Genomic DNA, 13,794 nt, shown 5'->3' with positions numbered 1-13,794 from the left:
TTTTTTTCAACAGACAATATGAAAATTCACAATATATTGGGTCAAGGCTTGATTGCCGCCATGGCATTCACCCTTTCTGCCTGCAGCGACAGCCACATGGAAGAGATCAACACCGACGAGACCAAGGTCACCAACCTCGATCCTAACGCCCAGCTGACCACTTCACTGCTGCAGACATACGGCGATTTCAGTCTTATGGATACCTATCGTAACTATATCACTGGCTTCACACAGCACTTCGCCGGAGGATGGAACGTTACTAACTATGCAGGTGCCGTACACCACGAAGACGACATAGCACGACGCATATGGGACCGCTACTATGAGGTAGCCATAAAGAATCTCGTCGATGCCATTCACAAGTCTGAAGACAAGGCTAACCTCAATGCCGCACTGCGCATTCACCGCGTCTTCCTGCTCTCTGTGCTCGCCGACACCTATGGCGACATTCCTGCATCAGAGGCTGGACTGGGCTACATCTCTGGCATCTCAACTCCAAAATACGACACCGTAGAGGAGATCTATAACTGGTTCTTCGAAGAGCTCTCGGCTTGCGAGGCTCAGCTTGGCACTGGATCAGATCGCATCTCGGGCGACGTCACCAGTCTCGGCGGCGAGGTGGCAAAATGGAAAAAATACGCCAACTCACTCCGCATGCGCTACGCAATGCGCATCTCTGATGTCAACCCGCAGAAGGCACAGAAAGAGTTTGAGGCTGCCGTCGGCGCAGGCTATATAGCAAGCGCTGCCGACGACGCTTACATCAAGTATTCTGACTCGCCTTTCACTTACTACGACGGCGCCAACGACTACGACTTCCGCACTAACGCATTAGGAGAAATCCTCTACGGACAAGACCCGTCGTCGCCTACGTTCGTAAGCTCGACGTTGTTCTATCAGATGCAAAACACTTCCGACCCTCGACTCTACCGCATATGCCGCCACTACTACAACATCAAGCGCAGTCAGGTAAAGCCTGACAAGGAACAGAACATCGACCTCACCGACGAGGTATTGGCTTACTTCAAACGTGCTGGCATCGGCGAGGAACCTTGTAATACCGGCGCTGCATGGTACGAGAACTGGATGAACGTGGCTGAGACAAAGGAGTTCCCTACCCTGCAGAAATGGGCTGACAACGACGCAAACACTTACGACAACTCTGACTATCGCGCACGTCTCATGCGCCCGTGCCTGAACATCGACTTCGAGATGCCTTCATGCCCTGGCATCCTCTTCACCTATGCCGAAGCTGAACTGCTGCTCGCCGAGGCCAAGACAAAGGGATGGAACGTCGGCGGCGAGGCTGAGAGCCACTATGAGGCTGGCGTGCGTGCTGCCATGGAGATGCTCAACAACTACTATCTCACGTCAAACAAGATCTCTTCTGACGAGATCGACTCCTTCCTCGCACACAACCCATTGAGCGACAATCCTAAGGAGGCCATCAACACACAGGCATGGATACTCCATCTCATGAACCCGTCTGAGGCTTGGGCAAACATGCGCCGCTCTGACTATCCTGCAGTGCTCGACAGATCGCGCCTCGGCACCTTCCCCGGCGACGGCTTCGTATATGACGACCCCGACCTCTCGATGCCTACTCGTCTGCGCTATCCTGAACTGGAAGGACAGTACAACAGCATAAACTACCACGCCGCCATCGAACGCATGGGCGGAACCGACGACTGGCACAAGTCGCTTTGGTGGGACAAGGGCACACTCAACGTGCAGTCTGAGTTTAATCCTCCTTTCGGAAAGGGATATGTAAAGTGAAAAAGTTGACAAGTTGACACAATTTAGTTGACAAGTAAAATGATTATATAAACGACATTCAACAACATCATTATGAACAAGATAAAAACATTATATAAAGAAAAGGTAGCAAAGGCCTTGACGATGCTGCTCGCCGTGGGCTTCACACTCACCGCAGCCACCACGCTGACGTCATGTTCAACTGACGATGACCCTTATTTCACCGTCACCGAAGACGACAGTCCACGCATCCTCAACACCGACCTTGCCGATGTGAAGATAGACCGCAAGACAAACTTCAAGTTAGAGATTAAGGTCACACCTGTTCACTACACCACCGTGACATGGCTCCTAGACGGAACACAGATCTTTGAAGGTCTGCTGATAGACCAAACTCTGCCCGTGGGCAACCACGAACTGAAGATTGTGGCTACCACAACCAAGGGTAAGATCACATCGCGCACACTGAACGTCAACGTAACACCTGCCGCTGACGACCCTGCCCTTGGCACCAACGCCCTCGAACTATGGGTTGCTCCAGGCGCGACAACTCTCATCCACAAATGCTCGCATCTCGACAACATAGTCAAGGTGCTCGTAGGTGGCAAGGAGGCAGCTTTTGAAGTACTCGACGAAGGCACCACACTCCGTCTCACCGCTCCCGCCGACATGGCTAACGGCGACTATGCCATCTCCCTCGTCACCAGCGACGGCATCGAGTTCCCTGGCGGCACCATCAAAGTCACCACCGAGCCAAAACCTTCTATGGAGAACGTGCTGTGGGAAGGCGAGCACTACGTATCGTGGGACAAGGGCGACGACGACCCGAACAAGACCTTCAACCTCATCCCCAAGGCGGAAGTGGCTAAATGGAAAGAAGGGCAGGTGCTCAGAGCTTACCTCAAGGTGAATGACGCCGACGCTTACCATCAGGCTCAGATGAACACCGCTTGGTGGACTGCCATCTCTGAGAAGATTGAATTCTCTGCCGACACAGTCCTCGAACACACCCTCACACAGGGCGACATCGACAACATGGCTGCTCAAGACGGCTTCATCATGACTGGTCACGGTTACTACGTCGTGAAAATCACAGTTGAATAATACATACTCATTCTTCACTAACTTTTCGCGATGGCGGCAACTGTATCGCCCATCACTGAGCGCTACAGCCCGCCGTCACAATTCACGCAAAAAAAAGACAAGTAATAAGTTGTTAGGTTAGTTTGTTTTACACTAAACATTATCATAGTGTTATTTTTAGATTAGTAGGTTTTCAACCAATAAGGGTGCCCGCATGCGAATGTAGGCACCCTTTTATTACCCGTCACGTGTTGACGACTGAATGTTCAGTTAGCACATCGTCATCTGAAGTGCCACTTTGAGTTGTCGGTATTGAAATCGTATTCGGCAAGCGTTGGCGTGCTGTCGGCTACGGAATAGATGCAGTACTTGGTATTGACACCTGCCATGCCAGGAATGGTCTTGGGCATGATGCGGAAGGTGCCGTCGGTGAGCTGTTCTATACGCCACAGCTGCTCTGACGCTCCAGTATATTCGGGAACGGCGACGAGTTCTTTAGTAGCTGTGGCGGCAAGGGCACGCTTGGTCCCCTCGATAGTGATCTTGAAATAGGGATTGCTCAGATAGCCGCCTGCCTCGGGTACAGCTGTAATGGTCCAGCGCTGATGCGGACGGAACATATTGTCGCCAGCACGCACGGCGATGGTGTCTGAAGGCCATGTTGACTGCACGTCAGCAAGACTCTGAAGTGGCAGCGGATGGGTCGGCTCAGCGGGATCGAGCTTCCACCACATCTTTCGCTCTTGTTCTATACGAACGAAATCGACGGCGAGTTCGAGAGCATAGCCACGACGCTCTGACTCGATGGAGAGTGTTCCGCCCTGGAACTGCTCGCCTGCCTCGGGCCAGCCATTGCGCCACAATAGCGGACGAATAGCGAGGACGCTGCGTCCGCTGCGGTCGAAGTCGGCCTCATAGTGGAACGACGTCAGTTCGACTCCTTCGTCGAGGATGGTGCGTCCAAAATGTCCTGCTCCCACGGCTCTCTGCATTGCTGGCACGACCATCTTTCCTCCGCCCTTGACCATGTCGCGTCCAACATTATCGAGATATGGTCCTGTCACCTTACGCGAGCGTCCTGCCACAATATTATATGTAGAGTTGACGCCGTCGCAGCAGGTGCCGTGTGTGCCAAGGAGATAATACCAGCCGTCGCGGTATATAAGGTCGGTGGCTTCGCAGTCGATGGCAACGTCGAGTGCCTCGTTGCCTTCCACACGTCGTCCTGTCTTTGGGTCGAGCTCGATGAGACGGATGAAACCAAAATAGGTGCCGTAGCTCACCCAGAGCCGTCCTGTTGTCGGGTCGAGGAGCAGTCCTGGATCGATGGCGTCGTTGTCTTCAAGGTCGGCTGAACGAACCACCTCTACGGGTTCGCTAAACTTGAAGTCGGGCGACGTGGGATCGAGGGTCTTGTTCCACATGGTGTAGATGATGCCGCAGTGTCCGCCGCCAAGGCCGCCGCCTGTCGCTCCGTAGATGACGAGATAGCGGTCGCCTATCTTTATCGCGTCTGGTGCGGCACCGCCGCCGGGACGCACTGCTCCGGGCTTCCACGACCATCCGTCGGCGGTGATGAGTCCGCCGCCTCCTGTGCCGAAGGTGTAGTATTTTCCGTCACACTCCACGAGTGTCGATGGATCGTGTATCCAGGGTTGTCCTATCTGTGCCTTTGTTGATGTGGTGGCAAGGGTAAGTGCCGCGAGGGCTATGATATGTTTTGTTGTCATGGGTTTACTTAATTTTGATGTTTGTTACAGGATTGCCTTTCTCGTCGATGAAGCGAACACAGAAGTCGCTCATTCCCGGACCGTTGATGACGGCTCCGCGTAGGATGTTGATGCCTTTCTTAAGTGTGGTGCGGGGCGACATGCAGTCGTCGGCCACCATTCGGCGGTCGCCTGAGAGCATAAGGGGCTGGTCGTCGTTGAGCCACCACATCGAGGCGGAGTTGCTGCCTACTGAGAGTCGTACGCCGGGAATGTCGGCATCACACTCGATGACTGTGATGGCAAGGAAGATGATGCCGTAATACTGCTTGTCGAGTCCGGTGGCGAAGCGGAAGAGCTTGACGTTGTAGAGCTTGCTGTCAAACTTATGCCACTGCAGTTTCTGCTTGCCTATCTTCACTTTCTGCCCATCGGTGGGAACGGTGGCAAACTGCCCTTTGTAGAACTCTACGGCGAGGTTGTCGCGGAGGTACGAGTCGGTGAAGACGGTGTTGCCGCGATTGGGCTTGTCGATGGGTTCAAGCAGGGTCCATCGGCGAATGAATCCTTCGCCATCGACATTAGCTGGCGTGTCGGTGGCTGGTGTGAAATAATTGGATAGCGAAGGTCCTTTGTCTTTCACTGTCCATTTCTCTCTCTGTGCGGTCATCGTCATGGTGAGCATGACCGCAAGAATCGTAGTTAGATACTTTTTCATACAATGATTATTTATTTGGTTCAAAAATGTCTTTGTATAATGACGGATAATGTCTATGTTTTATTACGTTTATGTCTTTGTCCTATAACGAAAAAGACTTATTCACGATGTTGCTCACGATAGGTGGCGGGAGTGACGCCAGCAAAGGCCTTGAACGCCTTGTTGAAATGCGAGCAATCGTCGTATCCCACCATTCGCGCTATTTCTTTTATGGGACGGTCGGAGGTGACGATGAATTGCTCAGCTGACTCCATCTTTTTCTTTATGACGTATGCCTTGGGTGTGTCGCCTGTCTCTTGGCGGAAGACGCGTATGAAATGGTCTTTCGACATGCAGGCGTCGTGGGCGAGAATGTTCACGTCGAGTGGAACGTTGAGGTGTCGGCGTATGTATGCCACCGCCTGAAGGATGCGGCTGTCTGAGGTATCGGCTTTGGCCACGGCGCGCTTGAGAAATCGCGAGAAGAGGATATAGAGTATGCCCCGCGACTCTACCTTGTCGCAAAACGGACGACGGAGATTTAGTTCGATATTGCTGATGAGCGAGGGCTGGTTGTCGTATATCTTTGGATTGGAGGCAGGCAGTTTGAGAAAGGGATTGATATAGAGCAGACGTTTGAAAAGGTCGATGTCGTGGGGCGAGGCTGGCGTCTCTACTGGGAAATCAAACTCTTCGAGTATGCTCGGCGAGGTATCGTTTTTCTCGTATATATGTATATAATAATGTGTAAAGAGCGAGTCGCACTGGTAGCTGTGTGTGACAAATGGAGGTATGAAATAGAGATTGCCTGGTGTGAGTTGGTAGTCACCTTTGGGCAATGATATGCGTGCGGTGCCTTCGGTGACGAGGTAGAGACGGGCGAAGGGGCTTCGCACATCTTTCCAGTTCCAGTCGCCATTATGACAGGCATACCCCACGTTGAGGGTGAAGAGTTGCAGTTGTTCGATAGAGATGTTCATTATTCTTGGTTTGAAGAGCATGTAGGTTTTGAACGGCACAAAGATACGATATAATATCGATATTCTACTATAATTATTGTAAGAAAAATGGCGAAATGTACAAAAATGTCGTTATTATACATGATTATATCTATTTTATAACATTAAAATAAGGATAATAGTGTTTATTTTTGCATCGTAACCAATCGACAATATATTACAGATATGCAATACAACGAAATCGGAAAAACGGGATTGAAGGTGTCGAATCTCGGATTTGGCGCCTCATCGCTTGGCGGTGTGTTTCACGGAATAAAGGAAGAAGAGGCCATCGCCGCTGTACATGCGGCAGTGGATGGAGACATCAACTTTATCGATGTTTCGCCATACTATGGTCATCTGAAGGCTGAAACGGTATTAGGTAAGGCTCTGAAGGAGATTGATCGTGACAAATATATTCTCTCGACAAAGGTGGGACGTTACGGCAAGGACGGCGTTAACTTCTGGGACTATTCGGCTAAGCGTGCCAAGGAGAGCGTGTATGAGAGCATGGAAAGGCTGAACATTGACTATATCGACCTTATCAACGTCCACGACGTGGAGTTTGCCGACCTGCAGCAGGTGGTTGATGAGACGCTGCCAGCTCTCGTGGAACTGCGCAAGGAGGGTGTTGTTGGTCATGTGGGCATTACCGACCTGCAGCCCGAAAACCTCAAGTGGGTGATTGAGCACTGTGAGGAGGGTACGGTGGAGAGCATTCTCAACTTCTGCCACTACTGTCTGAACGACAATCTGCTTACCGAATATTTCGAGTTTTTCGAAAGTCGCGGCATAGGCATCATCAATGCCTCGCCTTTCTCCATGGGATTGCTCTCGATGCGTGGAGCTCCCGACTGGCATCCTGCCACGGAAACGTTGCGTGAGGCGTGTGCCAAGGCTGCAAGATATTGCGACGAGCAAGGTTATCCTATCGATAAACTCGCCATACAATATTCCACATCATGCAACGACCATATCGCCACGACTCTCTTCAGCAGTGCAAATCCAAAGAACGTGCTGAAGAACATCGAGTATGTCAACGATCCTATCGACTGGCAGTTGGTGGAGAAGGTGAAGGAGATTATAGGTGACCAAATGGGAGTGAGATGGAGGAATAGTTAAATGATTAAGAGTTGACAACTAAAATATTATGATTATAGATGCACATTCGCATTTGTGGCTTCGACAAGACACGATGGTCGATGGTCAGGCGATAAGGACATTGGGAAATAACGGGTCGAGGTCGGTGTTCTTCGGTGAGGAGCGACAGATGTTGCCGCCCTTTATGATCGACGGACGGAATACGGCTGAGGTGTTCCTGAGTAATATGGATTATGCCCAGGTGTCGGCGGCCGTAGTTGTACAGGAGGTGATTGACGGTTGTCAGAACGACTATCTCACTGAGGTACAGAGCAAGTGGTCCGACAGATTTTTCTGTATGAGTATGTGCCGTGCGGAGGATGAGGCTGCGAAACAGAAAGCTGCCGGACTCAAGGGCATTGCCATTCCCGGTCATCGCATATCGACACCGCTTCACGACATGATGCCGATGTTCAAATATATGGAGCGCGAGGGCATGGTGCTGTCCATGTGCTTAGGTGAAGATGAGAGGCAGATAGCCGAGATGGGGGAGGTTATTGAGGAATGTCCCCATCTGAAGGTTGCGATAGGGCATTTCGGTATGGTCACCACATCGGCATTCGAGAGCCAGGTAAAACTCGCCCTGCGTGGGGAGAACGTGATGATTGAGTCGGGTGGCATAACATGGCTCTACAACTATGAGTTCTATCCATTCCCCTCGGCAGTACGCAGTATAAAACAGGCAGCCGATTGGGTGGGAATCGACCGATTGATGTGGGGAAGCGATTATCCTCGCACCATCACTGCCATAACCTATCGCATGTCATACGACTTCATCTCGAAGTCGCGCGAACTGAGTGATGCCGACAAGGCCGCATTCCTTGGTGGCAATGCCAAGAAATTCTACAGTTTTGATAAACTCGTGGAATTACCTTATATAAAAAATATGAGTGAGTAAAGAATATGAAAGCAATACAGATAACAGAGGAGCGCAAGATGGCGCTCGTGGAAATAGACAACGTGAATGAACTGAAGCCCGGAGAGGTGCTTCTGAAAATGGAATATGTGGGATTCTGTGGCTCTGACCTCAGTACATTCCTCGGTAAGAACCCGATGGTGAAGATGCCCGTGATACCTGGTCATGAGGTGGGCGCAACCATCGTGGAGGTGGGCAGCGAAGTGCCTGAGGGACTCAAACCAGGCATGACCGTCACCCTCAATCCCTATACCAACTGCAACAAGTGTGCCTCGTGTCGCAATGGCCGACCGAATGCCTGCAAGGACAACCAGACGCTTGGTGTGCAGCGCGACGGTGCCATGCGTGAGTATCTCGTTATGCCGTGGGAGAAGGTCATTCCCGCAGGACTGCTCACTCCCCGCACCTGTGCACTTGTTGAACCGATGAGTGTCGGTTTTCATGCTGTGTCGAGAGCGCAAGTGACGGACATCGACGTGGTATTGGTGATTGGATGCGGTATGGTGGGCATGGGTGCCATTGTGCGCTCGGTGCTCCGTGGCGCGACAGTGGTGGCTGCCGACATAGACGACGACAAACTCGCCTTGGCACGCCGTATGGGTGCTTCATACACCATCAACAGTATGACCGAGGATGTGCATACCCGACTGTTGGAGATGACTGGCGGATTTGGTCCCGACGTGGTGATTGAGGCCGTGGGCAGTGCGCCTACCTATCAGATGGCTGTTGACGAGGTGGCATTCACAGGTCGCGTCATCTGCATCGGATATGCCAAGACCGACGTGTCGTTCCAGACGAAGTTCTTTGTACAGAAGGAACTCGACATCCGCGGTTCGCGCAATGCCATGCCTTCGGATTTCCGTGCCGTTATCCACTATCTTGAGCGTGGCACATGTCCTGTGGATAAGTTTATCAGTATGGAGTGCTCGCCCGAGGAAGCGCCCAAGGCGATGGAGAAGTGGGTGGAAGCACCAGGGAAGGTGTTTAGGGTGCTGGTTAGGTTCTAATTAATATTGGGAAGTTAAAGAAGTTAAGGACGTATGTCCGAGCCTCGATATGATAGCCGTGTCGTTCTTCATGTCGATAATGTATCCCACACAGTTCTCCCTCGCCCTCGAAGGTCTTGGTGACCAGACCAAGAGCGGTGCTGCCTTCCTCGTGATGGCTATAGTGGGCAACGCCTGCGTGCCGCAGTTCACGGCTTACGTCATGCACCAAAATGAGGCATTCTATCAGATTGCCTACATAGTGCCTATGATATGCTTTGCAGTGTGTGCCGCATTTGGTATAAAGGTAATGAAAGACAAACATGTTTGAAATGATATTGCAAATATGAAAAGAATGTTCTCGATCTTGGTGGCAATGGTCATATCCACTATTGCCATCTCACAGGTTAGTTCTCCAAAAGTTAAGGTAGAATTTATCACCCCTAAGATTGTCAGGGTGCAATGGTCGGCTGACGGAGCATTGCCTGGCAATAACACCAGTGTCTGTGTATATGAGAAACAGCAGGTGAAATCGCCTGAGATTATCGTGAAGAACGAGGGTGGCTGTATCTCGTTTATCGACCGAAAGACGGGCAGAATCTTATTGAAGGATGTTGCCCGCAAGGCTGAACCAGTGGTGCAGGAACGCATCGTATATGACGATGCCACGGCACACATGGAGGAGACCGCCAACGGAAAGGTGACGGTGAAGGACATCGTGCGCCGCGACACCATTGGCGAGAGTACAAGATATATCTCACGCTTCTCGTGTGAAGGCACTAAGGCGTTGTATGGTCTTGGTGCACACATGGAAGACTATATGAACCTCTTGGGCAAAACCCTGTGGCTCACGCAGCATAATTTGAAGGTGACTATCCCGATGCTCTTGTCGCCACAAGGTTACGGTCTGCTCTTCGATGCCGGTTGCGCCATGAAGTATTCGTCTGACGGTAAGGGCTTTACAATGCAGATGGAGGCAGCCAAGCAGATTGACTACTACTTTATCAAAGGTGACAGGATGGACGACATCGTCGAGGGCTACCGCTATCTTACGGGCAAGGTGCAACTGCTTCCCCTCTATGCCTTCGGATATATCCAGTCGAAGGAACGTTATGTCTCTTCTGACGACCTCATCAATACCCTGAGGGAATATCGCCGTCGCCATGTGCCCATCGACATGATTGTGCAGGACTGGAACTACTGGCCAGAGGGTTGGGGATATATGAAGATGAACCGCAAGTATTATCCCGACCCAAAGGCTCTTGCCGACTCCATACATGCCATGAACGCCAAACTCATGGTGAGCATCTGGCCCAATCCGCAGTATTGTCCCGAGGAAAGGGATTTCCGCAAACGTGGATTTATGCTCGAACACTCGGTGTATGATGCCTTCAATGCCGATGCCCGTCGCCACTACTGGAAATATGCCAACGACGAGTTCTTCTCTAATGGCTTTGATGCCTGGTGGTGTGATAGTAGTGAACCCCTCGACGGCGACTGGAACCAACTGCCCGAACCTATCGGCGGCAAACCATACGGATGGAACGACCATGAGCGCCGTTGGCACTTAAACAAAGACATTCTCAGCGATGCCCTCGGAGCGGAGCGCAGCAGTCTATACTCACTCTATCATTCTATGGGACTATATGAGAACCAGCGCCTTACATCCTCCGACAAACGAGTGCTCAACCTCACCCGTAGCAGTTATGCCGGACAGCAGCGTTATGCCACTGTGGTGTGGAACGGCGACACTCATGCCTCGTGGGAGTCATATCGCCAACAGATACCGGCTGGACTGAACTATATGGCTACGGGTAATCCCTATTGGACTGTTGACGTGGGTTCTTTCTTCGTAAAGAACGACGGACGACGATGGTTCTATACCGGTGAGTTCCAAAACGGAGTGAATGACGAGGCTTATCGTGAATACTATACCCGTATGTTCCAATGGGCAACATTCCTGCCTATGCTCCGCAGTCATGGTTCCGACACTCCACGCGAGATATGGCGCTTTGGCGAGGCGGGCACTCCTTACTATGATGCCATCCTGAAGATGATCAACCTGCGCTATTCGCTCCTACCTTATATATATAGTATGGCGGCGGCACAGTATTTCTCTGGTTACACCATGGCGCGCCCACTTGCCTTCGACTATCCCGACGACGAGGCTGTATATGACCTCAAGGACGAATATCTCTTTGGCAATATCCTCGTATGTCCCGTCACTCGTCCGATGTCAGAGGCTACATCGCGCAAGATATATCTGCCACAAGGCAACCGTTGGTATGACTATTGGACAAATAAGACATACGACGGCGGGCAATGGATAGAAGTGCCGGTGAGCATCGATCGTATGCCTCTTTATGTAAAGGCTGGTAGTATCATCCTCACATCAGATGTGGTGGAATATTCCGCCGCACAATCCGACAGACCCATAACAGTGAATGTCTATCCCGGTGCCGACACTACGTTCTCGCTCTATCAGGACTCCGGCGACGGCTATGCCTTCGAACAAGGCGACTACTCCATCACCAAGTTTGAGTGGAACGACCGTAAGCAGCGGTTGAAGACAATAGCGGATAAGAAATCAAAGAAACATTGTAGAAAGATAAAGGTGAGTGTTTTAACCCCCCAATAATTATGAAGTTTATTACAACGATATTGGCAATGGCCATTACATCCATTGCCTCGGCACAAGTCATTTCGCCCAACGGTAAGGTGGAATGGAGAGAAAAAGGTAAGGGTTTTGCCGTGGTATATCACGACGGCAACAACGAGTGTGAAGTATTGGACATCACAAATGTCGGGATGCTCATGAAGGACGGAGGTGGAAAGGAACTGACACTTAAGGCGAAGATGCCTGTTGAGGCAATAAAGGACTCCTATACGATGGTTGGAGGTAAGCGCCACGAGTGCTCCAACGAGGCCAACGAGGTGACATATCTTTATATTGACAACATCGGAAGACAGCAACAACTCATTGTGAGGGCTTATAACGATGGTGTAGCCTTCCGTTATGCCTTAGACGGATTGCAACACACTCGCCCTACAGAAGAGCTGACCGCTTATCGCATCGCGGAAGGAACAAAGCGATGGATGCAGAAATGGACTGAGCCATACGAGGCGTTCTTCCCTCTATCCACAACTGGCGAGAACGAAAACAAGCGTTGGGGCTATCCGGCTTTGATTCAGTCTGCTGATAATGTCTTTGCACTTATCACCGAAGCCGGCATAGAGAGATTCAATAGTGCGTCGTCGCTCTACAACGACCGCAACAAGGAGGAATACCGAGTGGTGTTGGATGAAAACCAGCAGAATACAACTGGCCAATGGCTCTCGCCTTGGCGAGTGGTAATAGTGGGCGAGCTGAAAGACGTGGTGGCTTCCACTCTTGTCACCGATGTCAGCGACCCTTGCCGCATCGAGGACACATCGTGGATAAAGCCAGGCTCTGTGTCGTGGATTTACTGGGCATATAACCATGGCAGCAACGACTATCAGATAGTACGTAAATACGTGGATATGGCAGTGGAGATGCACTGGCCATACGTGCTCATCGATGCCGAATGGGACGAGATGAAGAATGGCGGAAATATAGAGGATGCCATACGTTATGCACACGACAAAGGCGTGAAACCAATACTTTGGTATAACTCCTCTACGGCATGGATAAAGGCTTGGGGCGCACCTGGTCCTCATGAGCGACTCAATGCCCCCGAAAACCGCGAACGTGAGTTTGTGTGGCTTGAGAAGATGGGGGTGGCTGGAGTGAAGATTGATTTCTTTGCCAGTGACAAACAGGAGACTTTGGAGTATTGTATCGACTTGCTCGAATCTGCCGCACGTCATCATCTTATGGTCAACTTCCATGGAGCGACAATTCCGAGAGGATGGCAGAGAACATATCCAAACCTCGTAAGTGTTGAAGCTGTATATGGAGCGGAGTGGTATAACAACAATGCCACACTCACTCCCAAGGCTGCCGCCCACAACGCTACTTTGCCTTTCACACGCAATGTGATCGGTCCGATGGACTACACACCCTGTACCTTCTCCGACTCGCAGCATCCTCACGTCACTACCCATGCCCACGAACTCGCCCTGCCTGTGCTCTTCGAGTCGCCGCTGCTGCATTGGGCGGATAAGCCCGAGAGCTATCTCGTGCAGCCCAAGGAGGTGAAGGACTTTATGTCTGCCCTGCCCACCACATGGGATGAGACCCGATTGCTCGGCGGTTATCCCGGCGAATGGGTTGTCATTGCCCGTCGTTGTGGTAACAAATGGTATGTTGCCGGCATCAATGGTAAGGACGAGACTCAGACCCTCTCTTTCAACACATCCTTCCTCCCCAAAGGCAAATACACTCTCTTTACAGACAAGCCAGGGTATAAGGGCGAACTGCCTGCCAACAATCCAACCCCGTGGAGCATAAAGAAGGGTAAAGGTAAAGTACCCTCTAAGGTGACTTGTCAGCCAAGAGGCGGATTCGTGTATGTTATAAATTAAAAAG

10 protein-coding genes and 1 pseudogene are annotated in these 13,794 nt (G+C 51.2%); 8 read left to right on the top strand and 3 right to left on the bottom strand.

The genetic code is table 11. From position 1 onward, the window contains the following. Positions 1-18 precede the first annotated feature (18 nt). The gene (locus CIK99_RS06840) at positions 19-1,776 is read left to right on the top strand and encodes a SusD/RagB family nutrient-binding outer membrane lipoprotein (protein ID WP_094380793.1); all 1,758 of its coding nucleotides are present in this window, start codon (positions 19-21) and stop codon (positions 1,774-1,776) included. 72 nt (positions 1,777-1,848) lie between these two features. Next, entirely contained in the window at positions 1,849-2,859 is a 1,011-nt protein-coding gene (locus tag CIK99_RS06835; RefSeq protein ID WP_094380792.1) for a hypothetical protein, read from the top strand. Positions 2,860-3,119: 260 nt separating this feature from the next. On the opposite strand, the gene CIK99_RS06830 is transcribed toward CIK99_RS06835, so the two are convergent. From CIK99_RS06830 to CIK99_RS06820, 3 genes are all read right to left on the bottom strand, one after another. After that, the gene (locus CIK99_RS06830; protein WP_094380791.1) at positions 3,120-4,568 is read right to left on the bottom strand and encodes a family 43 glycosylhydrolase; all 1,449 of its coding nucleotides are present in this window, start codon (positions 4,566-4,568) and stop codon (positions 3,120-3,122) included. Between the two features lie 4 nt (positions 4,569-4,572). Then, a complete protein-coding gene (locus CIK99_RS06825; RefSeq protein WP_094380790.1) occupies positions 4,573-5,265 on the bottom strand; it encodes an acetylxylan esterase in 693 nt (230 codons plus the stop codon). Positions 5,266-5,363: 98 nt separating this feature from the next. Beyond that, a complete protein-coding gene (locus CIK99_RS06820; protein WP_094380855.1) occupies positions 5,364-6,224 on the bottom strand; it encodes an AraC family transcriptional regulator in 861 nt (286 codons plus the stop codon). Between the two features lie 204 nt (positions 6,225-6,428). Between CIK99_RS06820 and CIK99_RS06815 the strand changes: the two genes are divergently transcribed. The 6 genes and pseudogenes from CIK99_RS06815 to CIK99_RS06790 all read left to right on the top strand — a co-directional run bounded on the left by CIK99_RS06815 (position 6,429) and on the right by CIK99_RS06790 (position 13,790). Continuing rightward, positions 6,429-7,364, top strand: coding sequence for an aldo/keto reductase (locus CIK99_RS06815; protein WP_094380789.1), 936 nt, complete (start codon positions 6,429-6,431; stop codon positions 7,362-7,364). Positions 7,365-7,392: 28 nt separating this feature from the next. Then, positions 7,393-8,280 (top strand): amidohydrolase family protein, encoded by an 888-nt coding sequence (locus CIK99_RS06810; protein WP_094380788.1) that lies wholly within the window; start codon positions 7,393-7,395, stop codon positions 8,278-8,280. Positions 8,281-8,285: 5 nt separating this feature from the next. After that, positions 8,286-9,305 carry a zinc-binding alcohol dehydrogenase family protein gene (locus CIK99_RS06805; protein WP_094380787.1) on the top strand — a complete coding sequence of 340 codons (1,020 nt, stop codon included), beginning with the start codon at positions 8,286-8,288 and terminating at the stop codon, positions 9,303-9,305. 49 nt (positions 9,306-9,354) lie between these two features. After that, positions 9,355-9,615 (top strand): annotated as a pseudogene (locus CIK99_RS06800) (L-fucose:H+ symporter permease); the annotation flags it as partial. 15 nt (positions 9,616-9,630) lie between these two features. Beyond that, entirely contained in the window at positions 9,631-11,922 is a 2,292-nt protein-coding gene (locus tag CIK99_RS06795) for a TIM-barrel domain-containing protein (RefSeq protein WP_094380786.1), read from the top strand. Between the two features lie 2 nt (positions 11,923-11,924). Next, positions 11,925-13,790: a glycoside hydrolase family 97 protein gene (locus CIK99_RS06790; RefSeq protein WP_094380785.1), complete on the top strand. Its 1,866-nt coding sequence runs from the start codon at positions 11,925-11,927 to the stop codon at positions 13,788-13,790. Positions 13,791-13,794: the final 4 nt, after the last annotated feature.

It is taken from the genome of Prevotella sp. P5-92 (assembly GCF_002251245.1).
Classification (GTDB): domain Bacteria; phylum Bacteroidota; class Bacteroidia; order Bacteroidales; family Bacteroidaceae; genus Prevotella.
Note: the sequence above shows the minus strand (reverse complement) of the source record. Positions and strands in the feature narration are given on the sequence as shown.

Coding starts and splice junctions, on each gene's coding strand:
- CIK99_RS06840 (WP_094380793.1), top strand. CDS start 19: ATGAAAATTCACAATATATTGGGTCAAGGCTTGATTGCCGCCATGGCA.
- CIK99_RS06835 (WP_094380792.1), top strand. CDS start 1,849: ATGAACAAGATAAAAACATTATATAAAGAAAAGGTAGCAAAGGCCTTG.
- CIK99_RS06830 (WP_094380791.1), bottom strand. CDS start 4,568: ATGACAACAAAACATATCATAGCCCTCGCGGCACTTACCCTTGCCACC.
- CIK99_RS06825 (WP_094380790.1), bottom strand. CDS start 5,265: ATGAAAAAGTATCTAACTACGATTCTTGCGGTCATGCTCACCATGACG.
- CIK99_RS06820 (WP_094380855.1), bottom strand. CDS start 6,224: ATGAACATCTCTATCGAACAACTGCAACTCTTCACCCTCAACGTGGGG.
- CIK99_RS06815 (WP_094380789.1), top strand. CDS start 6,429: ATGCAATACAACGAAATCGGAAAAACGGGATTGAAGGTGTCGAATCTC.
- CIK99_RS06810 (WP_094380788.1), top strand. CDS start 7,393: ATGATTATAGATGCACATTCGCATTTGTGGCTTCGACAAGACACGATG.
- CIK99_RS06805 (WP_094380787.1), top strand. CDS start 8,286: ATGAAAGCAATACAGATAACAGAGGAGCGCAAGATGGCGCTCGTGGAA.
- CIK99_RS06795 (WP_094380786.1), top strand. CDS start 9,631: ATGAAAAGAATGTTCTCGATCTTGGTGGCAATGGTCATATCCACTATT.
- CIK99_RS06790 (WP_094380785.1), top strand. CDS start 11,925: ATGAAGTTTATTACAACGATATTGGCAATGGCCATTACATCCATTGCC.